This window comes from Terribacillus saccharophilus (genome assembly GCF_002272075.1).
In the GTDB taxonomy this organism is placed as follows: Bacteria; Bacillota; Bacilli; order Bacillales; family Amphibacillaceae; genus Terribacillus; species Terribacillus saccharophilus_A.
In genome coordinates this window covers 136,461-158,157 of record NZ_NPBJ01000022.1, presented here as the reverse complement: position 1 = coordinate 158,157, position 21,697 = coordinate 136,461, and the positions used below count along the sequence as shown (strand labels likewise).

20 protein-coding genes are annotated in these 21,697 nt (G+C 44.4%); 11 read left to right on the top strand and 9 right to left on the bottom strand.

Annotation, left to right across the window (positions count from 1 at the left end):
- Positions 1-92 precede the first annotated feature (92 nt).
- The 4 genes from CHH48_RS11945 to CHH48_RS11930 all read left to right on the top strand — a co-directional run bounded on the left by CHH48_RS11945 (position 93) and on the right by CHH48_RS11930 (position 3,245).
- Positions 93-914, top strand: a complete 822-nt coding sequence (locus CHH48_RS11945) for an amino acid ABC transporter substrate-binding protein (protein WP_095219119.1) — start codon at positions 93-95, stop codon at positions 912-914.
- On the top strand, positions 901-1,599 hold the full coding sequence (locus CHH48_RS11940; RefSeq protein ID WP_095219120.1) for an amino acid ABC transporter permease: 699 nt from the start codon (positions 901-903) through the stop codon (positions 1,597-1,599). Before CHH48_RS11945 ends, CHH48_RS11940 begins: the two co-directional genes overlap by 14 nt.
- A 12-nt stretch (positions 1,600-1,611) precedes the next feature.
- Positions 1,612-2,358: an amino acid ABC transporter ATP-binding protein gene (locus CHH48_RS11935; RefSeq protein ID WP_095219121.1), complete on the top strand. Its 747-nt coding sequence runs from the start codon at positions 1,612-1,614 to the stop codon at positions 2,356-2,358.
- Positions 2,359-2,477: 119 nt separating this feature from the next.
- On the top strand, positions 2,478-3,245 hold the full coding sequence (locus tag CHH48_RS11930) for an SDR family NAD(P)-dependent oxidoreductase (RefSeq protein WP_095219122.1): 768 nt from the start codon (positions 2,478-2,480) through the stop codon (positions 3,243-3,245).
- 16 nt (positions 3,246-3,261) lie between these two features.
- Here CHH48_RS11930 and CHH48_RS11925 read toward each other — a convergent pair whose 3' ends face one another.
- The gene (locus tag CHH48_RS11925) at positions 3,262-4,224 is read right to left on the bottom strand and encodes a LysR family transcriptional regulator (protein WP_095219123.1); all 963 of its coding nucleotides are present in this window, start codon (positions 4,222-4,224) and stop codon (positions 3,262-3,264) included.
- 127 nt (positions 4,225-4,351) lie between these two features.
- Here CHH48_RS11925 and CHH48_RS11920 point away from each other — a divergent pair, with 127 nt between their 5' ends.
- Entirely contained in the window at positions 4,352-5,398 is a 1,047-nt protein-coding gene (locus CHH48_RS11920; RefSeq protein ID WP_095219124.1) for a 2,3-butanediol dehydrogenase, read from the top strand.
- Between the two features lie 34 nt (positions 5,399-5,432).
- Here CHH48_RS11920 and CHH48_RS11915 read toward each other — a convergent pair whose 3' ends face one another.
- The 3 genes from CHH48_RS11915 to CHH48_RS11905 all read right to left on the bottom strand — a co-directional run bounded on the left by CHH48_RS11915 (position 5,433) and on the right by CHH48_RS11905 (position 9,364).
- Positions 5,433-6,365 (bottom strand): aldo/keto reductase, encoded by a 933-nt coding sequence (locus CHH48_RS11915; RefSeq protein WP_095219125.1) that lies wholly within the window; start codon positions 6,363-6,365, stop codon positions 5,433-5,435.
- A gap of 118 nt (positions 6,366-6,483) precedes the next feature.
- The gene (locus CHH48_RS11910) at positions 6,484-8,682 is read right to left on the bottom strand and encodes an MMPL family transporter (protein WP_095219126.1); all 2,199 of its coding nucleotides are present in this window, start codon (positions 8,680-8,682) and stop codon (positions 6,484-6,486) included.
- A gap of 73 nt (positions 8,683-8,755) precedes the next feature.
- On the bottom strand, positions 8,756-9,364 hold the full coding sequence (locus tag CHH48_RS11905; RefSeq protein ID WP_095219127.1) for a TetR/AcrR family transcriptional regulator: 609 nt from the start codon (positions 9,362-9,364) through the stop codon (positions 8,756-8,758).
- A gap of 111 nt (positions 9,365-9,475) precedes the next feature.
- Here CHH48_RS11905 and CHH48_RS11900 point away from each other — a divergent pair, with 111 nt between their 5' ends.
- Together CHH48_RS11900 and CHH48_RS11895 are read left to right on the top strand one after the other, a co-directional pair.
- The gene (locus tag CHH48_RS11900; RefSeq protein WP_095219128.1) at positions 9,476-10,411 is read left to right on the top strand and encodes an alpha/beta hydrolase; all 936 of its coding nucleotides are present in this window, start codon (positions 9,476-9,478) and stop codon (positions 10,409-10,411) included.
- Between the two features lie 162 nt (positions 10,412-10,573).
- Positions 10,574-12,058, top strand: coding sequence for an aldehyde dehydrogenase family protein (locus CHH48_RS11895; protein ID WP_095219129.1), 1,485 nt, complete (start codon positions 10,574-10,576; stop codon positions 12,056-12,058).
- Between the two features lie 70 nt (positions 12,059-12,128).
- On the opposite strand, the gene CHH48_RS11890 is transcribed toward CHH48_RS11895, so the two are convergent.
- The 3 genes from CHH48_RS11890 to pepT all read right to left on the bottom strand — a co-directional run bounded on the left by CHH48_RS11890 (position 12,129) and on the right by pepT (position 14,535).
- Positions 12,129-12,734, bottom strand: coding sequence for an alpha/beta hydrolase (locus CHH48_RS11890; RefSeq protein WP_095219130.1), 606 nt, complete (start codon positions 12,732-12,734; stop codon positions 12,129-12,131).
- A 14-nt stretch (positions 12,735-12,748) separates the two neighbouring features.
- Positions 12,749-13,201 (bottom strand): MarR family winged helix-turn-helix transcriptional regulator, encoded by a 453-nt coding sequence (locus CHH48_RS11885; protein ID WP_095219131.1) that lies wholly within the window; start codon positions 13,199-13,201, stop codon positions 12,749-12,751.
- A 98-nt stretch (positions 13,202-13,299) separates the two neighbouring features.
- Positions 13,300-14,535 carry a peptidase T gene (gene pepT / locus CHH48_RS11880; protein WP_095219132.1) on the bottom strand — a complete coding sequence of 412 codons (1,236 nt, stop codon included), beginning with the start codon at positions 14,533-14,535 and terminating at the stop codon, positions 13,300-13,302.
- 109 nt (positions 14,536-14,644) lie between these two features.
- Here pepT and CHH48_RS11875 point away from each other — a divergent pair, with 109 nt between their 5' ends.
- The 3 genes from CHH48_RS11875 (at position 14,645) to CHH48_RS11865 (ending at position 18,111) form a co-directional block, all read left to right on the top strand.
- On the top strand, positions 14,645-15,742 hold the full coding sequence (locus CHH48_RS11875; protein ID WP_095219133.1) for an NAD(P)/FAD-dependent oxidoreductase: 1,098 nt from the start codon (positions 14,645-14,647) through the stop codon (positions 15,740-15,742).
- A 52-nt stretch (positions 15,743-15,794) separates the two neighbouring features.
- Positions 15,795-16,760 carry an alpha/beta hydrolase gene (locus CHH48_RS11870; protein WP_095219134.1) on the top strand — a complete coding sequence of 322 codons (966 nt, stop codon included), beginning with the start codon at positions 15,795-15,797 and terminating at the stop codon, positions 16,758-16,760.
- Between the two features lie 100 nt (positions 16,761-16,860).
- Positions 16,861-18,111 carry an MDR family MFS transporter gene (locus CHH48_RS11865; RefSeq protein ID WP_095219135.1) on the top strand — a complete coding sequence of 417 codons (1,251 nt, stop codon included), beginning with the start codon at positions 16,861-16,863 and terminating at the stop codon, positions 18,109-18,111.
- Between the two features lie 123 nt (positions 18,112-18,234).
- On the opposite strand, the gene CHH48_RS11860 is transcribed toward CHH48_RS11865, so the two are convergent.
- Positions 18,235-19,203, bottom strand: a complete 969-nt coding sequence (locus CHH48_RS11860) for a cation diffusion facilitator family transporter (protein ID WP_095219136.1) — start codon at positions 19,201-19,203, stop codon at positions 18,235-18,237.
- 18 nt (positions 19,204-19,221) lie between these two features.
- Entirely contained in the window at positions 19,222-19,530 is a 309-nt protein-coding gene (locus tag CHH48_RS11855; protein ID WP_095219137.1) for an ArsR/SmtB family transcription factor, read from the bottom strand.
- Between the two features lie 481 nt (positions 19,531-20,011).
- Here CHH48_RS11855 and CHH48_RS11850 point away from each other — a divergent pair, with 481 nt between their 5' ends.
- Positions 20,012-21,601, top strand: a complete 1,590-nt coding sequence (locus CHH48_RS11850) for a SulP family inorganic anion transporter (protein WP_095219265.1) — start codon at positions 20,012-20,014, stop codon at positions 21,599-21,601.
- The last annotated feature ends 96 nt before the right edge of the window (positions 21,602-21,697 follow it).

The window sequence follows — 21,697 nt, the reverse complement described above, 5'->3', positions numbered from 1 at the left end:
TGATTAGTTTACTCAGACTTATTTCTTTACTTTTCCTGTGGATGGCCTTAAACTGATGAAAGTTAAAAATTATAGAAAAGTGGGTTTGGTACATGAAGAAAGCACTATTAGGTCTACTATTTATGTCGATATTTGCAATTCTTGCTGCCTGCGGTAACGGAGATGATTCCGCTTCCGATTCTGGCGAAAATGGCAGTAATGGCGATTTGTGGCAAGAAGTTCAAGATAAAGGTGAAATTACAGTCGGAACAGAAGGAACATACGCTCCTTTCACATTCCATGATGATAGCGGTGAACTTACAGGATACGACGTGGAAGTGATGAAGGAAGTCGGTAAGCGTTTGGATCTTGATGTGAAATTTGAAGAGACACAATGGGATTCCATGTTCTCTGGTTTGAACAGTGCTCGTTTCGATGTGATTGCGAATCAAGTGGGTAAAGGGGAAAACGACAATCGCGTTGGGCAGTATGATTTCTCTGATCCTTATACAAAATCCCAGTCCGTTGTCGTAACAGCTGCAGATAACAATGACATTACAGCAATCGAAGATGTTGAAGGTAAAACATCTGCACAATCTCTAACAAGTAACTACAATGCAGTGGCCACAGAAGCTGGCGCACAAATCGAGGGTGTAGAAGGATTGGCACAATCGATTCAGCTGATTGAACAAGGACGTGTTGATCTTACTTTCAACGATAAACTTGCAGTCCTTGACTATTTGAACAATACAGAAAAGGATGCTCCAGTAAAAATCGCTTTTGAAACTGGAGAACCAAACGAGACGTACTTCACTTTCCGCAAGGACAGCGGTGAAATAGTCGAACAGTTCAACAAAGCACTTGATGAGATGCGTGAAGATGGTACTTTAGCAGAAATCTCAACGAAATGGTTTGGCGAAGATGTTAACAAGTAATATGGTATTCGGCGGGATTGTCATCCCTTGGGAGCTGTTGCAGCAGTCATTCTGGCCGATACTGATTGAGGGGATCAAAGTCACGATCCCCTTGACTCTTATTTCGTTCTTTTTTGGTATCATCATCGCACTCATCACGGCATTGGTAAGGATCTCAAATATCAAGCCTTTGCGGTGGATTTTTTCTGTCTATGTTTCTGCTATCCGCGGAACACCGCTGCTTGTTCAGCTGTTCATCATTTTCTACTTACTGCCGGAATTAAATATTATGATTGATCCGTATCCGACAGCTATTATCGCGTTTTCCTTAAATGTCGGGGCTTATGCTTCCGAAATCTTCCGAGCATCCATCCTCTCAGTTCCTAAGGGGCAATGGGAGGCAGGCTTTACAATCGGAATGACTTATCGGAAAACGTTGTTTCGTGTCATTCTGCCCCAGGCGTTACGAGTTTCCGTACCGCCTTTATCCAATAGTTTTATTGGCTTAGTGAAGGAAACGTCATTAGCATCTCAGATTCTCGTAACCGAGCTGTTTCGTAAATCTCAGCAAATCGGTGCAACGAATCTGGATCAGATTGTTTACATCTATATATTGGCTGCCTTCATTTATTGGATTATCTGTTTCGTCCTGTCGCTGGCTCAGCATCAGCTCGAACGCAGATTAGACCGCTATACAGCGAGATAAGGAGGTGTAGCTATGCTAGCAGTGAAAGGTTTAAAGAAAACTTTCGGTACAAATACAGTACTGAAATCTATTGATATGCAAGTCGATAAAGGAAAGGTAATAGCAATTCTTGGACCATCCGGTTCCGGAAAGACAACCTTGCTTCGCTGCCTGAATGCACTGGAGATTCCGGATGAAGGTATTGTTGGTTTTGAAGACCATCAAGTGGATTTCAGCCAAGAGGTTAAACAGCAGGAATTGATCAAGCTGCGTCGTAAATCAGGTATGGTATTCCAATCTTATAATCTATTCCCGCATCGCACTGTTCTGGAAAATGTCATGGAAGGACCTATTCAGGTTCAGAAACGGGACAAACAAACGGTAAGAGCGGAAGCAATTGAATTGCTTAATAAAGTAGGATTGAAGGATAAGAAGGATCTTTATCCGTATCAACTATCAGGCGGACAGCAGCAGCGGGTCGGTATTGCCCGTGCGCTTGCAATCAAGCCGGAACTTATGCTTTTTGATGAACCTACTTCAGCACTTGATCCAGAGCTGATTGGAGAAGTACTCCGAGTTATGAGGGATCTGGCGAGCGAGGGCTGGACAATGGTTGTCGTAACTCATGAAATTAAATTTGCCCAGGAAATCGCTGACGAAGTAATCTTCATTGATGGCGGCTTCATTGTTGAGCAAGGACCGCCGGCAGACGTGCTTACGCATCCTAAAGAGGAGCGTACACAGCGCTTCCTGCATCGAATTTTGAATCCAATAGAGTAACAGGAGAACAAATTGTTCTCCTGTTTTTTTGTGTATATTTTAAGCGTCTTAGTTGAAAATAGTAATATAGTTACCGATAATAAGTATGATAGTACATATTCTGAGAGGGGACTTAAGAGATGGAATTCAAAGACAAAGTGGTACTTATTACAGGAGCAGCAGGCGGAATCGGGATTGCAGCTGCTAAGAAATTTGCAGCAGAGGGCGCTAAACTGGCTCTTGTAGACCTTTCCCAAGAAGCGCTAGAGAAAGCTGCGGCATCCATTGACGCAGAGAAAATCCTGCTGGCAGCAAATGCTACGAAAGAAGAAGAAGTAATTGATTACGTGCAAAAAACCAAAGATCAGTTCGGTCGCATTGATGTTTTTATCAATAACGCTGGTATCAATGGAGAATTCAAAAATATCGTTGATTCAACTGTTGAGAACTTAGAAAAGGTATTGGCTGTCAATGTAGTAGGGGCCTTCCTTGGATTGAAACATGTATTGAAAGTAATGACAGAACAAAAAAGCGGCGCTGTTGTAAATACAGCTTCCAACGGCGGATTGCTTGGTGCTCCAGGTATGAGTGCTTATATTGCTTCGAAGCATGCACTTATTGGTATCAACAAAACAGCAGCTTTGGAAGTGGCAGACTATGGCGTACGTGTAAACGCTGTTGCTCCATCTGGTGTGGATACAGCAATGATGCGCTCTATTGAAACAAATGCTGCTCAAGGACATGAAGAAGAAGCTAGAAAAGGCTTTGAAGCGAGTGTACCGATGAAGCGCTATGCTACTGCGGAAGAAATTGCTGATTTGATGTTATTCCTATCATCTGAAAAAGCATCCTTCATCACTGGTTCTTATTACCGAATCGATGGCGGACAAGGAACAACATCTGCTTAATTTTAAAACACGCCTGTCATATGACAGGCGTGTTTTTTATATGCGTGTACAACGATGGATCCGACTTAGCATGTGATTCTTCCTTAGCAAGGATAGTTTCTTCCAATTCGCGTAAAAATGTTCTGGCTACACGGGAAAGTGTATTGTTTCCGTGGTACACATAGCCGAAGGAGTAGGTCTGAAAAAAAGGCGGTGCAAAATGAAGCAGTGTGATGTCTTTGCTTCTTGATAGTTCGGCATCGGTCCGAAAGGCATAGTCGAAGCCGATGTTGATAGCTGTTTCATTTTCTACCATATTCCGTATGGTCTGTACATTGTTCGTAGTAAACAGGATATCATATTGAAGCGATTTGAATTGGCGCATAAAAGCCTGAATGTAGGCATCATTATAAAGAACAATCGGCTGTTTAAGGAGCATCTCTTCAGTGATTAATTCTTCCTTTGCCAAAGGATGTTTGTTATTGACGGCTGTCACCATGTGCCCATCAAGTAGTTTTTTGAAGACAAGATTACGGTATTTTTGGACCTCCTTTTCTGTATAAATGACAAGTCCGATATCGACAGCTTCCGCATCTACATTTCTCATGATGCGCTGAGATGTGTTCTCAAATAGGGAAGCTTTAATATTTGGATGAAGCTTGCGGAAATTTGAGAAAAGCTCAACCAAAATCTCCATCGGTCCGGGAAAGCTTGCAATTTTCAGTTCTCCATTTAGTGATTCCGTGTATGTCTCTGCTTCTTCGCTGAATTCCTGCAGTTTCTCTAAGACAGCCTCCGCATGCTGTATAAGCTTACGGCCTTCCTCAGTTGGCGTCGTGCCTGTACGCGATCGGCGGAAAAGGCTGATATTCAATTCTCTTTCCAGGTTAGTCAGCGCCTGGCTCAGTGCAGGGAGCGTTACATGCTGTTCAGCTGCAGCAGCTTTTAATGATCCTGATCGTGCGATAGCTACTATATATTTCAATTGTTCGATAGTCATGTCTATCCCTCATTCGTTTAGTTAAGCAAACGTTTATTTAAGTTAAATAACCCGAAATTTATTATATCATTTTCCAGCAGTATACTAGGAATGTAGAAAGAAATGCTGCAAAAAGGGGATGGAACAAATGAAAGCATTACGTTGGCATAATCAGAAGGATGTTAGATTAGAAGATATTGATGAACCTATCATCAAACCGAATCAGGTGAAAATGAAGGTTAAATGGTGCGGTATTTGCGGAAGCGACTTGCACGAATATCTTGGTGGACCAATTTTCATTCCAGTTGATAATCCGCATCCACTGACTGGTGAAGTGGCTCCAGTGACAATGGGTCATGAATTTTCTGGTGAAGTAGTCGAAGTAGGACCAGAGGTAAAAGATTACGAGGTTGGCGACCGTGTGGTTGTGGAACCAATCTTTGCAACACATGGACATCAAGGTGCATATAACTTGGACAAGCAAATGGGATTCCTCGGACTTGCTGGCGGTGGCGGCGGATTGAGCGAATATGTTGCCGTTGATGAAGAGCTTCTGTTCAAGCTTCCGGATTCTTTAAGCTATGAGCAAGGAGCGCTGGTAGAGCCATCTGCAGTTGCGTTGTACGCGGTGCGTTCCAGTAAGGTAAAAGCAGGGGACAAGGTAGCTGTTTTTGGATGTGGTCCAATCGGCTTGCTTGTTATTGAAGCCTTGAAAGCAGCAGGTGCAACGGAAATTTATGCAGTTGAACTATCACCGGAACGTCAAGCAAAAGCAGAAGAATTAGGTGCAATTGTCGTAGATCCAAGCAAGGTGGATGATACAGTTGAGGAAATCAGAAGATTGACTGATGGTGGTGTAGAAGTTGCCTTTGAAGTAACTGGCGTACCAGTTGTCTTGCGTCAGGCGATCCAGTCTACGGATATCGGCGGGGAAACGATGATCGTGAGCATCTGGGAAAAACCAGCTGAAATCATGCCAAATGATATTGTTATTCAGGAACGTTCCATTAAAGGTATCATTGGTTATCGTGATGTATTCCCGCAAGTGCTTTCCTTAATGGAAAAAGGCTACTTCTCTGCTGAGAAGCTAGTCACAAAGAAAATCAAGCTGGATGAAGTAGTTGAAGAAGGATTCGAAAGCTTGATCAAAGAGAAGAGCCAAGTGAAGATCCTTGTTCAATCTGAACAAGAATAAAGGAAAAGCGGATGCATGTGCATCCGCTTTTTTCTTATCTGAAAATCTTGTCAATCGCTTCGATATCATCTGCTGACAGTTTCACGTCGAGGGTTCTTAGGTTATTGAGTACTTGTTCCGGGCGTTTCGCTCCAGGGATAATTGCATCAATGCTGTCTCGTGTTAGGTACCAAGCCAGTACGACGTGAGCAACTTCTGCATCCTTCTTAGAAGCGATATCCCGCAGCTGATCTACTTTTTTCAAATTTTGCTTGAACGTTTCACCTTCGAAAAGGGGATCATTTGCCCGCAGATCATCAAACTTTGTATTTTCGTCGTATTTACCGCCAAGCAAGCCAGAAGCAAGCGGGAAGTAAGGTACGAAGGAGATATTGTTTTCAGCTGTATACGGGAGAAGGTCGTTTTCTGCACCGCGTTTGAACAAATTATACTCAGACTGCAAAACATCAACGTAACCATCAACATTTGCTTCCTTCAGCTGTTCGATTGAGAAGTTGGAAACACCAATGCTTTTGATTTTGCCTTGATCCTTCAATTCCTTCAGTGCACCGACAGCTTCCGCTTTTGGTGTATCTGCGTCAGGGAAGTGGATGTAGAACAAATCAATATAATCTGTTTGCAGGCGCTTCAATGCGCTATCCACAGAGTCTTTCAGGAATTGCGGAGAGTTGTCCATCAGTGTTTCGCCATTGATAATTTTGTGAGCAGCTTTGGTTGCGATTACGATGTCATCGCGTTTGCCGCTTTCCTTGATCACCTGACCGACGAGCTCCTCAGATCTTTCCGGACCGTAAATATAAGCTGTATCAAAGAAATTCATCCCATTTTCAATCGCTTGGCGGACAACCTCCTTGCCTTGTTCCTCATCTAGATTTGGATAGAGGTTATGGCCTCCGACTGCATTCGTACCGACTCCAATCGGATTAACATACAAACCGGATTTTCCTAATTGCACACGTTCTGTCATTTCTTGCTCAGCTCCTTTTTATAAGTCTGTCTTAACTGTAGCAAATTCACAGGGTGGTATGGAAAAGATTTGCTTGAATAAAACAGAAGCCGGGACAACTATGCTGTCCCGGCTAATTTTAGCCATGTGCCTTTTGTTCATTCTCTTCTGTTTGCTGAATTCGCTTCTTCCAAGGCCAGAACGCCCATTTACCAAGAATTGCAGTAATAGCAGGTACAAGGAAAGGACGGACAAGGAAGGTGTCGAGCAATACACCTATTGCTGTAATTGTTCCGAAATGGACAAGTATTTGAATAGGCAGTGTCGTCAATACAGCAAATGTTGCTGCCAGAATCAACCCGGCAGACGTAATAACACCGCCGGTATGGGCAACACCGTCAGCGATAGCTTGTTTAAGCGGCATCGTCTTACTGCGTTTCCAAATGCTTGAGATCATGAAAATATTATAGTCTTCTCCAAGCGCAACGATGAACACAAAAGCATACAGCGGGATGAAGCCTTGAATTGCTTCGACACCGAATCCGTAATGCAGGATGAGCCAGCCGAGGCCCAATGCACTGAAGAAAGAGAGCAAAACGGTAGCGACCAAGTAGATTGTTGCCGTTACAGATCGCAGATACGTGAGTAATAACAGGGTGATAAAGCCAATAACGATTGGAATAATCCACTTTTCATCGTGCTTTGTCACTTGTTGTGTATCATACTGTTCTGCTGTCTGACCGCCAATCCAAACACTATCGGCATTTCCAGTTGTATCGGATACAGCTTCTTTTATATCAGGAATGTGAGCCATTGCTTCATTTGAGTACGGATTTTCATCCAGCTCGAGTTGGATGCGGATTAACTGATCGTTTGATTCTGACTGCTCCGGGTCCATTACAGTAGCTGCATAAGGCAGTTCTTCCAGAGCGGCACGGACAGCTTCTGGATCATCTGTCTCAGTGATAACAGAAACAGGTGCAAGCTCACCAGCATTGACGTGATCTGTCAGTATCTCAAAGCCTTCTTTTGACGGCATATCATCTGGGAAAGATGATAGCGTATCATACGTATACGTAATGCGGGATGAGATTCCGGCAAGAATTCCAAGTACAACGATTGTAGCAATGGCTATCTTCCATGGGTGACGGATGACAAGTCTGCCCACGCTATTGCCAATTTTATTTTGCGGTTTTTTCGTACGAACTGGTTTACCTTTTTCTTTTGCACGTTGCTCCTGCATATCCTCTGTTCTGGGAATGAACGGGAAGAAGGATGCGCGTCCGATGATTGTAAGCAATGCTGGTACGAGTGTAAGACTTGCAAGCAGCATGATGAAAATGGCGATGCCGAATGGAATAGCGAACCGGTTAATCGATCCATAATCAGCCACAAGCAGTACCAGCATAGCAACGATGACAGTCAATCCGCTCATTGCAATTGCACCACTAGCAGATGATAGGGAACGGACAATTGCTGTTTTCTTGCTCTTAAGTTCCCATAGATTTTCCCGGAAGCGGGTGATCAGGAATAAGCAGTAATCGGTACCTGCGCCGAAGAGCAGTACGGTCATTATCGCAAGCCCTTGAGAATCAAACGAAATCAATTCGGCTTTTCCTAATGCGCCAAGAATCGGACTGATAACTAAATAAGCAAAACCTACGCCGATAAGCGGCACTAGTGCCAGTATCGGAGATCGATAGATAACGAGAAGGAAGATAAGTACGATCAGTACGGTTCCAAATAGAAGCGTCGTATCTCCTTGAGAGAATAGGCCGACAGCATCCACCGAAATACCAGCAGGACCGGTTGCTCGGACAAGCAGATCGCCGCTATTCAAGTCTTGTTCAAATGGATTCTGCGTGAATGCATCATTTGCTGTATCTTGAATTTTTTTAAGACCAGCTTCGACTGTATCTGTTGCTGTTCCATTATCAAATAGGATTGGCATGACGAGCGTCGTACCGTCATCGGAAAGCTGTTCTTTTAATGCTGGCAGGGGGATATCTTGAAATGGTGTTACGGTTGCTGCTTCAATGTCAGCTTCCTGTAAATCAGCACTGAATTGCTGGATCGATTGCAAATCTTCATCTGTAAGGCCATCCTCCTGATACCAGGTAAGCAAGGCGGGCAGACCGCTGTTATCAGAGAATTCTTCTTCAATAATACGGGCAGCTTCCTCGCTGTTTGTGTCATTGAGGAATGTTTCGGCTTGCTCGTCCTCCTGTGAATTTGCTTGCGGTAAGGTTAAATTTAATACGAGGGCAAGGACAATCCAAGCAGCCAAGATAATCCACCGCCCAGATTTGCCGCTTATAAAAGCGCCTAATTTTTTCATGAATGATTCCTCCTAATTAATTTATCAACTGATAAGTTATACCCAAAAAATAAAAGATTATGCACATAATCTTTTATTTTTTCTGGATTCCATCAAAAAGGATGTCTACAAGCATCTTTGATTTCTTGTCTGCGAACGCACGTCGGGCTTCATGATCCTCTTTGGATGGAGGCAGAAAGGACTTCATCATCTCGAGGACGAAAAAGGTTAGCTCCATCGGGGGAACGGTAGGTATCGTTTTAATGTCACCTTTGGCAATTCCTTCTGTCAAAGTCTGCATCACAGGATTGAAGTAACTGCGCAGCCACCAGTCCTGAATCGTATTCCGATGTTCTTCCTCAATCTCGTATTGCAGATCATGAAACATCTGCGTCATGTCACCTTGATGGTTCATAATCATAAAATAGGCTATTTGACGAATACGATCCTTGCTGTTGGCGTGATCCTGAAGTACGTGTGTCATCGCTTCCTCTGTCTGGACCATAATGGAGCGGACGACTTCGAGGTAGATGGCCTGTTTATTCGGGAAATGATGATATAAAGCTGGCTGCGTAATGTTGCATTCCTCTGCTATCCGGCGAGTTGAGATCGCCCGGTAGCCATGTGTCATGAAAAGCCGTTCAGCTGTCGCGATAATAGTGCGCTGGGTCTGTTCAGCGGAAACTTCTTTTTTTCTAGCCATAGTGTCTGCCCTCTTTAATAACTTATCACTTGATAAGTTAACTCATTTTGTTTAGAAAAGCAATGATTGTCTTACTTATTGTAAAATAGAATATAAAAAGGGGGTAGTGATATGGGGAGAAAAGGGTTATTTCTTTCCGTTGCCGGCTTGCTTGGAGGGTACACAGCGCTTGTTGCGACACTTGTGAACAAGGAACTAAGGCAAATGAAAGCCTTCACGGAGGAAGAGACGATCAGCCGGGAAGTGGAGGCTGGGCGCTACAACAAAGCGGCTTATGATGCACTGCGTAAAGAGGAATTCAGTGTACTTTCAGGAGAAGGGAAGATTTACGGTACACATTATGTAGGAGATCCCGATTCCCGCCATGTGATGGTTATCTCGCACGGAGTAGCTGTAAACAAATATAATTCCATTAAATACATGAATGTATTCCTGGCACTCGGTTTCAATGTCGTATTGTACGATCAGAGAAGGCATGGACTATCTGACGGCAAAAGCATTACGTATGGTTATCAGGAAAGGCACGATCTCGCTCGGGTAATTCAATGGACGAAGGAAAGATATGATTACGACTTGAAGCTTGGTGTACATGGCGAATCAATGGGGGCAGCAACTGCTTTGCTTTATGCAGGCACGGTGGAAGATGGAGCCGATTTCTATATCGCCGATTGCCCTTACAGTGATTTCGCAGAACAGGTCGCCTATAGGTTGAAAGTCCAATTCCATCTGCCAAGGCAAGTGTTTTTGCCCGCTGCAGAATTATTCGTACGTAAATTGGATGGCTATCGTTTTCGGGATGTTTCTCCGATCCACTCTGTGGCGAATATCGAAAAACCGGTTCTCTTTATCAGCAGCTTGCCAGACTCCTACATTCCTGTGCAAATGACGAAGGACTTGTACGCGAAGAAGCAAAGTGGGTACAAGCAATTGCATCTGTTTGAAAAAGGCGACCATGCGATGTCATTAGCCGATAATAAGCAGGATTATGAGCAGGTCGTAAAGCAGTTCCTGCAAGAGATCAACATAAAAGCTCAGCCTGTTGGCTGAGCTTTTTCTATGTCGAAATATAGCGTACTATTCTTCTGTGCTATCAATTGCTTTCTATAACCTTTAGATGCTACCATATCAACTGTAAGCGGTTTCCTATAGTCTATAATCTTGCATCACGACGCTTAGACAAAACTAGAATACAATCTGAGGAGGATTTCTATGAGTCAATTAGCAGCAGGTGTGCACGAGAAAGTGGAGCGTTTTCTGAATGGGACGAAGAAGCTGTATATCAATGGGGAGTTCGTGGCGAGTGCGACAGAGAAGACTTTCGATTCGTATAACCCAGCAACAGGCGAAGTACTAGCGACTGTTTATGAAGCGGGAGCAGAGGATATCGACCGTGCAGTGAAAGCAGCGCGGCTTGCATTCGATGAAGGCCCTTGGTCGACGATGACGGCAGCAGAGCGAAGCAGAATCATGTACAAGCTGGCTGACTTGATGGAAGAACATGCAGATGCACTTGCCCAGCTCGAGACATTGGACAATGGGAAACCGATCAGGGAAACGAGCAATGCGGATATTCCGCTGGCGATTGAACATATGCGCTATTATGCGGGCTGGTCGACTAAGATTGTCGGACAGACAATTCCCGTCAATGGCCCATATTTCAACTATACAAGGCATGAAGCACTTGGTGTGGTAGGACAGATCATTCCATGGAACTTCCCGCTCTTAATGGCAATGTGGAAGCTTGGAGCAGCTCTCGCAACGGGCTGTACAGTTGTACTGAAGCCTGCCGAGCAGACGCCATTGTCTGCACTATACTTAGCAGAATTAGCAGAGGAAGCAGGATTCCCATCCGGTGTTCTCAATATTGTACCTGGATTCGGAGAAACGGCAGGTCAGCCGCTTGTCGATCATCCGCAGGTTGATAAGATAGCTTTCACTGGATCCACAAGCGTCGGGAAACAAATTATGGCAAATGCTTCCAAAACACTGAAACGAGTGACATTGGAGCTTGGCGGCAAATCACCGAATATTGTTCTGCCAGATGCCGATCTGACAAAGGCAATCCCTGGTACATTAAATGGGGTCATGTTCAACCAAGGACAAGTCTGCTGCGCCGGATCGCGTGTCTTTATCCAGAAAAAGCAATTCGATAATGTGATCGCCGACATGGCATCTCACGCAGAGAAAATCAAGCAAGGTGCTGGTATTCATGCAGATACAGAAATCGGTCCGCTCGTATCATTGGAGCAGCAAGAGCGAGTGCTTGGCTATATTGAGAAGGGAAGAAATGAAGGAGCAGAGCTCATCACTGGAGGCACCAAGCCACAAGAGCAAGGCTATTTTGTTTCCCCGACGATCTTCGCAGATGTACGGGATGAAATGACGATCGCCAAAGAAGAAATCTTCGGGCCAGTCATCTCAGCGATGCCTTATGATGATTTGGATGAATTGATTCGCCGTGCGAATGCTAGCGAATACGGCCTAGCAGCAGGGGTATGGACGCAGGACGTCACCAAAGCACATTATATTGCAAACCGTCTTCGGGCTGGAACGGTATGGGTAAACTGCTACAATGCTTTCGATGCTGCATCTCCTTTCGGCGGATACAAACAATCCGGTATAGGGAGAGAAATGGGATCATACGCGTTAAATAACTATACAGAAGTAAAGAGTGTCTGGATCGGGATGGAATAATGTAAAGGAGCCTGTGCTAGTTAGTGCAGGCTCTTTAATGCACAAAAAAGCATACGCCTTAGGCGTATGCTTAAAAGTGTTTACGATACCATACAGCAGCTGCTTGAACTTCTGTATGGGTAAGGCTGTGACCGTTACTTTCCCAGTGAATGGATGCGTCAGCACCAGATTCCCCAAGCATCTGTTCAAGTTCTATTGCTTCGGATTTCGGGCAGATTGGATCGTTATCTCCAGCAGTAATGAACACAGGTGTTCCTTGCTGCTGGGCAAGTGTGATATTTCGTCTTGGCACCATTGGATGATGCAAGATTGCTCCTTTTAGTGAATCAGTATAATGATAGAGGAGGCTGGCGGCAATATTGGCACCATTGGAATAACCAATTGCGATAATATTGTCTCGATTGAATTCGTATTTCGCTGCTGCTTCATCCAGGAAGCTGCGAAGTTCTTCCGTGCGGAAAATCAAATCCTCTTCATCAAATACACCTTCAGCCAGACGTTTGAAGAAGCGGGGCATGCCATTTTCGGAAACATTTCCCCGTACGCTTAATACGGCTGCATCAGGATCGATCATATCAGCTAGCGGCAAAAGATCTTTTTCCGTTCCGCCAGTACCGTGCAGCAGTAAAAATGTCGGTTTGTCTGCTTGTTTAGCAGCTTTGAAGACGTGTATCATGTTTGTTCCTCCTTTTATTTGTCGGTCGAAGTACCCTCGGCATGTAAACCTAAAGTTTTAATATGTTCAATGACTTGGGCTTTTTCATCATCGTCAAGACCTGCTAAAATGCTGTGAATCGCTTGTTCGTGCTTCGGGAAATAATCCTCCATGAAAGCACGTCCTTTTTCGGTCAAAGTAGCGAACGTAATGCGTCGATCATCTGGACATGGACGTCTTCTGATCATTTCTTTTTGGACAAGGCGATCTACAACATAGCTGATGCTGCTGCTGGATAACAGGACTTTACTGCCGATTTTCTGGATGGGCTGATCTCCTTTATGGAATAGCAGCTCCATCACCGCGAATTCCGTCAAGTTGATTCCTTGCTTCTTAATATCTTCCTCGATCCGTTTCTTAATGGACTGTAGTGCTCTTGTCAGTACAATGAATAGTTTCAACGATAAACCTACGTTATCATTTGCCATAGTCTTTCACGCTTCCTTTTTTATCTCGAATTCGAGATAATTATATGCAATAAATGAAAGAATGTCAATAATGGGGGAGCCGGAAACCGACTCCTTGTTTATTTTGCTTGTTCTTCGTACAGTTTTACAATTTCAATAATAACCTTTGTTGCTTTTTCCATATTGTCGACGCTAATATATTCGAACTTACCATGGTAGTTTTCTCCGCCTGTAAAGACGTTTGGTGTCGGTAAGCCTTTATAAGAAATCTGCGATCCATCTGTCGCACCGCGAATCGGTTTGATCACTGGTTCAATGTCCAGGCGCTTCATCGCATCGGATGCAATATCAACGATTTCCATGACGGGCTCGATCTTCTCACGCATGTTGTAATATTGGTCATGCATATCAAGCTGAATGCTCTTGTCACCATATTCTGCTTTGATTTCTGCAGTGATTTCTTCGAACAACGCTTTTTTCGCCTCAAATTTTTCTCGATCATGGTCCCGCAGAATATACTGCAGCTTCGTCTGTTCGACGTCTCCTTGGATAGAAAGCAGGTGGAAGAAACCTTCGCGTCCTTCTGTATATTCTGGTGCTTCATCCTCTGGCAGCTTGTCATGGAATTCCATCGCTATCTTCATGCTGTTTACCATCTTGTTTTTAGCTGTTCCTGGATGTACATTGTTACCGTTGAAAGTAACTTTGGCTTGTGCACCATTGAAGTTTTCATATTCCAATTCACCTAGTGGACCGCCATCCATTGTATAAGCGTATGTAGCACCGAATGCTTCTACATCGAATTTATGCGGACCGCGGCCGATTTCTTCATCCGGTGTGAAGGCAACGCGTATTTTGCCATGCTTGATTTCAGGATGCTGGATCAAATACTCCATTGCAGTCATGATCTCTGCAATACCGGCTTTGTTATCTGCCCCAAGAAGTGTTGTTCCATCTGTCGTCATCAGTGTATGTCCTTTGTAGCCAGGCAATTCAGGAAATTCAGCTGCGGACAGTACAACATCTAGCTTTTCGTTGAGTGTGATATCATTTCCGTCAAAGTTTTCGATCACCTGTGGGTTGACATTCTTGCCAGTGAAATCTGTCGCTGTATCAACGTGTGCCATAAAACCAATAACTGGAACGTCTTTGTCTGTGGTAGCTGGCAGTGTTGCCATCACATAGCCATTGTCGTCAATTGTGACTTCTTCCATCCCAATTTGTTTCAGCTCTTCAACAAGCATATTTGCCAGCTCAAGCTGTCCCGTGGTAGAAGGGGTTGTTTCGATGTCTTCGTTTGATTGTGTATCCACTTTTGCGTATGTAGTAAGGCGGTCGATCAATGTTTGTTTCATCATTTTCATCTCCTTGGAGTTTATATTACTAGTTTAGCATGAAAGGTATACACTGAAACAGATGCTGCATGCGTGTATAATAGGGAGAAAAGAAAATGGGGGAAACGTTATGCATATCGTTGTTGTGGGCGGAGGAATCGCCGGAGCCAGTACAGCCTATCATTTGGCCAGATCAGGAGCCAAAGTCACGATAGTCGATTCAAAAGCAAAAGGGCAAGCCACCGCTGCTGGAGCAGGTATCATTTCTCCTTGGCTGTCAAAGCGTGTAAGAGTCAAGCCTTATTTCAGTTTAGCCAAAGCAGGTGCTATCTATTATCCTGAGCTGCTTGAGATGCTCAAGGAAGATGGTCAGGATAATGTGAGTTATAAGCAAGTAGGGGCATTGTATGTGAGTGCAAGTAAGAAGCGTCTGGATGAGCTGGAAAAACTTGCTTATAAACAGCGGGTTGAGACACCGGAAATCGGGGAAATCAAAAGACTGAGTGCAGAAGAAGCGCGAGTTAAATTCCCACCATTGCGGGAAGATATGACAGCCCTCTTCCTTGAAGGAGCGGCGCGTGTTGATGGACGACAACTGCTTCAGGCTTTACTGGATGCAGGAGAAAAGCACGGTGTTCAATACGTGCAGGGAGAAGCGTCATTGCTTCATAAAGGAAACAAGGTCATCGGTGTACGTGTCAACGAAGAAATAATCGAAGCTGATACTGTTGTTGCAGCAGCTGGAGCGTGGATTAATACGCTGTTGGAAACAATTAATATCAAACTTCCGGTAGAGCCACAAAAAGGTCAAATCATGCATATGCATGTTGACGCTGATACAAGCAACTGGCCTGTCATCCTACCGAAAAGCAGCCACTATCTGCTCGGCTTTGATGACGGAAAGGTTGTGGCGGGTGCTACGAGAGAAGTGGGCTCTGGTTACGATACAAAGCAGACAGCTGCCGGCATGCAGGAAGTATTACGGGAAGCACTGAAGGTCGCACCAGGTCTTGCAGATGAGGAAGTGACAGAATTCCGCATAGGTCTTCGTCCTGCGGGTCCGAACCCATACCCAATTCTAGGTCCAGTGAAGGACGTTGACGGACTTCACTTGGCTGCAGGATTTGGTCCTGCTGGGCTCAACCTTGCGCCATTTTCTGGGAAACTGGTAGCAGAGGTAATACTTGGACAGACGCAAGGCTTGGATATTACACCGTATTTATTATAAGCTAATAGCATGTGACAGCGTATGAGCGAACAGAGGGGAGGAAAGAGATAGCATGTTGCGGAGAAAAAGAGTGTGGATTTCAGGTGTCATCATTTTGGCAATTGGAATCCTGCTCCTCATCGGCAGTCTCTTTTCTTCTGAGATTAGAGCATTTATGGCAATTGATCAAAGCAATAAACAGCCGAATATACCCGATCCGGAAAATGTCGTAGCTGTGAAGGATATTGCCTATCCGACCGAAAACTATGATGGTAAATTGGACTTTTATTATCCCAAGGATGCCCAGGGAACACTTCCAATCGTTATCTATATCCATGGCGGCGGATGGATTGGAGGCGACAAGGCAGCCCAAAATCCATTCACAATGTGGATTGCATCAAAAGGCTATCTGGTCGTGAACGTTAACTACGGGTTGGCACCGGAATATAACTTTCCGACACAACTCTATCAGTTGAATGATGCTATCAGCTTTGCATTGCGAGAAGCATCCCGTTACCACGGAGATACGGAACAAGTATTCATTGGCGGGGGATCGGCGGGTGCAAACCTTGCCGGTATGGTTGCAGCAATGGCTACCAATCCAACTACGGAATCAATTATTGGGGAGAATTCAGCACTACAATCGGATCAGATTCGGGGTACACTGCTTTATAATGGTGTATTGAACTTGGAGGATGCCCAGCAGACGGGCTTCAACAATATGACGACATTCTTGTGGTCATATACAGGAAACAAAAATTATACGCATGATCCTCGGCTGCGAGATATGTCTCCAGTCTTTCAGATTACGCCGGATTATCCGCCTACTTTCATTTCATCAGGTGAGTCTGATAAACTGCACCCTCAAAGCGTGGAGATGGCAGATGAACTTGAGAAGGCAGGAGTGGATGTAGAGAGAATGTTCTTTGACTCCTCGCATCCAGCTGCCGGGCATGAATACCAGCGAAAATTATATTTGGAAGAAGCACAATACAGCTTTGATCATATGATCAATTTTTTGCAAGCACATTCGGAATGACCTCAGGCTAAAGCCAGGGGTCATTTTTTATTTTAATACCCCGTGGAATTTACTGTAAAATTTCTATATAATTAGAAAATATAGAAAAAGGGGGGATACGATGCGTTTTAGGGATTTTCATCCAAATATAAAGATAAGGCTCGTGGAATCCTTCGTGTCCAGCTTGATCGGCAGTATGGTAACCCCATTTATGACCATTTACTTGGCGATGCATTTTGGAGCGAAAGTGGCAGGTCTCTTGCTGCTTGTCAATGTATTCCTCGGAATCGGGATGTCCTTGCTTGGTGGTTACTTTAGTGATTTATTCGGACGGCGCAAAATCATGCTGCTAGCTGAAACACTCCGGCTGGTAGCATTTTTCATGATGATGGTTAGTAATTCACCATGGTTCGAATCAGCTGAGATAACGTATGCGATGATCATGCTCAATAGTATTTGCTGGGGATTGGCTGGGCCGGCTAATGATGCCATGCTGATTGATGTCAGTACACCAGATCAGCGAAGTCTCATTTATTCTATTGGATATTGGGCAAGTAACTTATCCATTGCCCTAGGTGGTATCGCTGGAGCCTTCATGTTTGAGAACTATTTATTCCAATTATTCATGGCGCTGACAATCGCCGCAGCAGGAACGTTGTTTGTCGTTTACTTCTTTATCACGGAGACGCATTTTCCAAAGAAAGTGGAGGTCAAACCGTTACAGCACGTGACACAGATTTTCGGGACCTATCAATCAGTCATGCAGGATCGACTGTTTGTCTGGTTCATTGCCGGCGGAATCCTAGTGCTGAGCATGGAATTCCAGCTGACAAGTTATATCGGAATCCGATTGTCGGAAGAAATGCCGACACAGCAATTCTTGTTTTGGGAAATAGATGGCGTAAAAATGATGGGTTTGTTACGAAGTGAAAATACGATCTTAGTTGCCTTGCTTGCCTTATTTGCTGCCAAGCTTATTGTTGGGATGAAGGACAGATTCGTTCTCGTTGCCAGCTGTCTCATCTTTACAATGGGATATGCGGCGCTGACATTTTCGAATCAGATTTGGGTGCTGTTCATCATGATGGCAGTACTAACAATCGGTGAGGTATTCCGGGTGCCAGTGGAGCAGTCCTATATGGCAGCAATTCCCCCGGATGACAAGCGCAGTGCATACATGGCATTCGGAGGTCTTCAGTACAATCTCTCCATGTTGATTGTTTCCTTGACTGTTACACTCAGTGGATTTCTGTCATCAATTACGATGGGGATATTACTTACAATGATTGGACTGGCTGGTACTTTCATTTTGTATATGATTAGCCCGCAGCTTGATATTAGGAAGCTGGATGCGGAACAAAAGGCAGTCTAGATGTGAATAGTTATACTTAAAAGCGACCTGGAAAGCGTTCCTAACATTAGGGCGCTTTTTTCGTGTTTAGGAAAAAAGCAATCGAAATGACAGAAAAAAGACGGGGATATTATCCCCGTCTTCTCAATGTTCATGGACATGTATATGGGCGCTGGCGTCATGCTGGCACATGAGTGATTCCTCATGCGTGTGGGTTGCTGTTTCCATTTGGATCGTCACATGACCGATTCCTAAATGCTCTAGATCATGCTCAATTTTTCGCAGCATTGCTTGACTTTGTTCGACTAGCAAATCACCTTGAACTACAGCGTGACAGGAAAGAGCGTTCTGACCACTGGTGATGCTCCACACATGTAGATCATGAATGGAAATTATACCGGGTGCTTTCTCGATACAATCAATGATTTTACTCATTTCCACATTCCGCGGCGTTCCTTCCATCAGCACATGAATGGCATCCTTTGTTACACGCCAGCCACTTATAATTACTAGGGCAGCTACAATGACACTTGCGACTGGGTCGGCCCAATTCCAGCCGAATAGAAGCACGAGCAACGCAGCAGCGATAGCGCCGACAGATCCGAGCAAATCGCCGATTACATGAAGGAAGGCTGCACGTACGTTCAGATTCTCACTCGTATCACCGCGCATCAGAATCCAGGCAACTAGAATATTAACAAGGAAACCGATGACAGCAATAATCAGCATGCCCCCGGAAGCAATTTCTGCAGGTTCGCGGAAACGCTGGATTGCTTCATAGAAAATGTAGAGGGACACAAGGATGAGCGTGACTCCATTGAATAAGGCAGCCAATATTTCAAATCGCTTATAACCGTATGTCTTACTGTAATTAGCTACTCGCTCACCTAGTATAAAGGCAAACAGACCGACTCCGAGAGATACAGCGTCACTTAGCATATGACCGGCATCTGACAGCAAAGCAAGACTATTCGTCAGGAAGCCTCCTATTGCTTCAATCAGCATGAATCCAGCTGTCAAAATAAAACTGATCAGTAAGGCTTTTTTATTCGCATTATGTCCGTGATGGTGGTGATGATCATGTCCATGATCGTGTGCATGTCCGTGTCCCATACATATTCCTCCGATTAGTTAGTTATGGCAGGCGTGGTTGATAGCTTCTGTCAGTAGATCGATGACATGCTTGTCATCGTGGGAATAATAAATCGTCGTGCCTTCGCGTCTCGATTTAACGAGCCGAATTTTTTTCATTGAGCTCAGCTGATGAGAGACAGTGGACTGATGCATCTCGAGCTTTTCTGCGATTTCATTTACGCTGTATTCCTTATCGAGCAGCAAGTGCAGGATTCGGATTCTAGTCGGATCGCCGAGGGCTTTGAAGATTTGCGAAACATGTGTCAATCGCTCATCTGTCAGTTCCAAGTGTGTATCGTACTTCATATATAGACGCTCCTCTTATTTGCTTATATGCGTATATTAGCATATATAAATACTCTAAGCAAATTCTAATCTTTCTCTTATATATAAGAATTCTAATAATCTAAAGAGGAGATTAGATTGATAACTACCATCAGAACATGTGATTAGTCACGGGCAGAAAGGGACAGGCAGAAAGTATGGGCAAAATAATAAGCTTACAAACATTTTACAAACAAGCCTATATATAACGGCGTTTACTAAGATTTTACGAACCTAGCTTCTATGTGAGCAGGAAGATAGTTAGGATTAAGAAACTAAAGAAAGCAAGGGCACATTTATGAGAATAGCAAGATTTATAGCCTATGGGTACGATATACAAATTTCGGCATTTGTCGAATACTTAATTCCAATGAATCTGTAAAGGAGGTTGCAGCAGGACGCTTCTTGCAATGTATGCAAACAAAAAAAGCAAGGTGACAACAAAATGAAGGGTAGTGATGAAATGAAAAGGCTTGGAAGATACAGCGGTTATAATCTGCAAACGCTGCGTCGGGATATCATTGCGGGAATTATCGTTGGCATCGTCGCCATTCCGCTTGGGATGTCTTTTGCTATTGCATCGGGAGTAAATCCTGAATATGGATTGTATACAGTCATCATCGGCGGTCTGCTTATTTCATTGCTGGGCGGATCGAGGTTCCAAATCGGCGGGCCAACTGGAGCATTTGTTCCGATTCTCTTAGGTGTTGTCATTCAATTTGGCTATCAGGATCTTTTGGTGGCAGGCATAATGGCTGGGATATTGCTCGTCATTTTCGGTCTGCTCAAGCTCGGGAGTTTGATAAAATTCATCCCGCGCCCAGTAGTAGTCGGTTTCACAGCAGGAATCGCGGTCATTATCTTTTCTGGGCAAATCGGGAATTTCACGGGTATTCAGGCTGAACAAGAAGAGGGATTCCTTCCGAAAATGCAAGCACTGCTTGCAGCTGCGGATACAATCAATCTATACAGCCTGATCATCGCAGGTGTGTCCCTTGCTGCCATTCTCCTCACGCCTAAAATCTTGCCGAAAGTACCTGGAGCACTCGCAGGCTTGATTCTATCGACAGTTGTAGCAGTCCTGTTTTTCCAAGGACAGGTGGCAACCATCGGCAGTGTGTATGGTGATATACCGAGCCAGCTGCCACAACTCCAGTTACCGGCTTTTACTTTGGACAAGATTCTCTACCTGCTGCCATCTGCTGTGGCTATTGCCTTATTGGGCGGGGTGGAATCACTCCTGTCTGCTACAGTTGCTGATAATATGGCGAAAACAAAACATCATAGCAACCGGGAATTGATCGGTCAAGGTGTGGCGAATATCGCTGTCCCGCTATTCGGAGGTATTCCAGCCACTGGAGCAATAGCCCGGACTGCAACAAATATACGGAGTAATGCCTTCTCGCCTGTATCCGGAGTGGTGCATTGTGCTTTTGTCCTGATCATCCTGCTTCTGCTTGCTCCTTATGCTTCTGCCATCCCGCTAGCCAGCATGGCGCCAATTCTTATGGTTGTTGCTTGGAATATGAGTGAACGTAAAGAAGTAGCCCATATTATCAAAATGCGTACATTCGATTCCTTCATCCTGATTGTCACTTTTGCGTTGACGGTACTTGCTGATCTGACTGTCGGTGTCGGCTGCGGACTATTACTCGCCTTTGTTGTTTTCGTCAAACGTATGAGCACCGTGCTCTTTGTGAAAGACGAACAAATTCATGTAAAGGAAACAGATGGCGTGCGGATGTGGCAATTCGAAGGTCCGTTGTTCTTCGGATCCACTGATATATTGGAGGAAGTAGTGGAAAAGACAATAAATGAGGAACCAGATTCCCTTATCCTTGACCTGCAAAAGGTTTCCTATATGGATACATCCGCCGAGGCTGCCTTGCATAAACTCGTCGATCATTATGAAGCTGATGGTAAACAGCTGCTTTTCCTTGGTGTTCACGGGCAGCCAGAGCGATTGCTTCAAAAAACTGGACTGCTAGATAAGGTAGGGGAGGAGTATACAGTGAATAAGAGAGAGGAAGCTGTACGGATTTGTACTTCTTGAATATTTTAACTTGAGAATCAAGCAATTTATGCTCTTAGGGCACAGGTTGCTTGATTTTTCATGTTAGCTTTTTATATAAATCACACTAGTTGTTTT

What these genes read in the sequence shown, in the direction of transcription:
- CHH48_RS11890 (WP_095219130.1), bottom strand. Translation starts at nt 12,734, where the DNA reads ATGATACACGTCTTCAAAGCTGCTAAACAAGCAGACAAACCGACATTT.
- pepT (WP_095219132.1), bottom strand. Translation starts at nt 14,535, where the DNA reads ATGAAACAAACATTGATCGACCGCCTTACTACATACGCAAAAGTGGAT.
- CHH48_RS11935 (WP_095219121.1), top strand. Translation starts at nt 1,612, where the DNA reads ATGCTAGCAGTGAAAGGTTTAAAGAAAACTTTCGGTACAAATACAGTA.
- CHH48_RS11920 (WP_095219124.1), top strand. Translation starts at nt 4,352, where the DNA reads ATGAAAGCATTACGTTGGCATAATCAGAAGGATGTTAGATTAGAAGAT.
- CHH48_RS11870 (WP_095219134.1), top strand. Translation starts at nt 15,795, where the DNA reads ATGTTGCGGAGAAAAAGAGTGTGGATTTCAGGTGTCATCATTTTGGCA.
- CHH48_RS11915 (WP_095219125.1), bottom strand. Translation starts at nt 6,365, where the DNA reads ATGACAGAACGTGTGCAATTAGGAAAATCCGGTTTGTATGTTAATCCG.
- CHH48_RS11860 (WP_095219136.1), bottom strand. Translation starts at nt 19,203, where the DNA reads ATGGGACACGGACATGCACACGATCATGGACATGATCATCACCACCAT.
- CHH48_RS11940 (WP_095219120.1), top strand. Translation starts at nt 901, where the DNA reads ATGTTAACAAGTAATATGGTATTCGGCGGGATTGTCATCCCTTGGGAG.
- CHH48_RS11850 (WP_095219265.1), top strand. Translation starts at nt 20,012, where the DNA reads ATGAAAAGGCTTGGAAGATACAGCGGTTATAATCTGCAAACGCTGCGT.
- CHH48_RS11910 (WP_095219126.1), bottom strand. Translation starts at nt 8,682, where the DNA reads ATGAAAAAATTAGGCGCTTTTATAAGCGGCAAATCTGGGCGGTGGATT.
- CHH48_RS11900 (WP_095219128.1), top strand. Translation starts at nt 9,476, where the DNA reads ATGGGGAGAAAAGGGTTATTTCTTTCCGTTGCCGGCTTGCTTGGAGGG.
- CHH48_RS11945 (WP_095219119.1), top strand. Translation starts at nt 93, where the DNA reads ATGAAGAAAGCACTATTAGGTCTACTATTTATGTCGATATTTGCAATT.
- CHH48_RS11885 (WP_095219131.1), bottom strand. Translation starts at nt 13,201, where the DNA reads ATGGCAAATGATAACGTAGGTTTATCGTTGAAACTATTCATTGTACTG.
- CHH48_RS11875 (WP_095219133.1), top strand. Translation starts at nt 14,645, where the DNA reads ATGCATATCGTTGTTGTGGGCGGAGGAATCGCCGGAGCCAGTACAGCC.
- CHH48_RS11895 (WP_095219129.1), top strand. Translation starts at nt 10,574, where the DNA reads ATGAGTCAATTAGCAGCAGGTGTGCACGAGAAAGTGGAGCGTTTTCTG.
- CHH48_RS11865 (WP_095219135.1), top strand. Translation starts at nt 16,861, where the DNA reads ATGCGTTTTAGGGATTTTCATCCAAATATAAAGATAAGGCTCGTGGAA.
- CHH48_RS11905 (WP_095219127.1), bottom strand. Translation starts at nt 9,364, where the DNA reads ATGGCTAGAAAAAAAGAAGTTTCCGCTGAACAGACCCAGCGCACTATT.
- CHH48_RS11930 (WP_095219122.1), top strand. Translation starts at nt 2,478, where the DNA reads ATGGAATTCAAAGACAAAGTGGTACTTATTACAGGAGCAGCAGGCGGA.
- CHH48_RS11855 (WP_095219137.1), bottom strand. Translation starts at nt 19,530, where the DNA reads ATGAAGTACGATACACACTTGGAACTGACAGATGAGCGATTGACACAT.
- CHH48_RS11925 (WP_095219123.1), bottom strand. Translation starts at nt 4,224, where the DNA reads ATGACTATCGAACAATTGAAATATATAGTAGCTATCGCACGATCAGGA.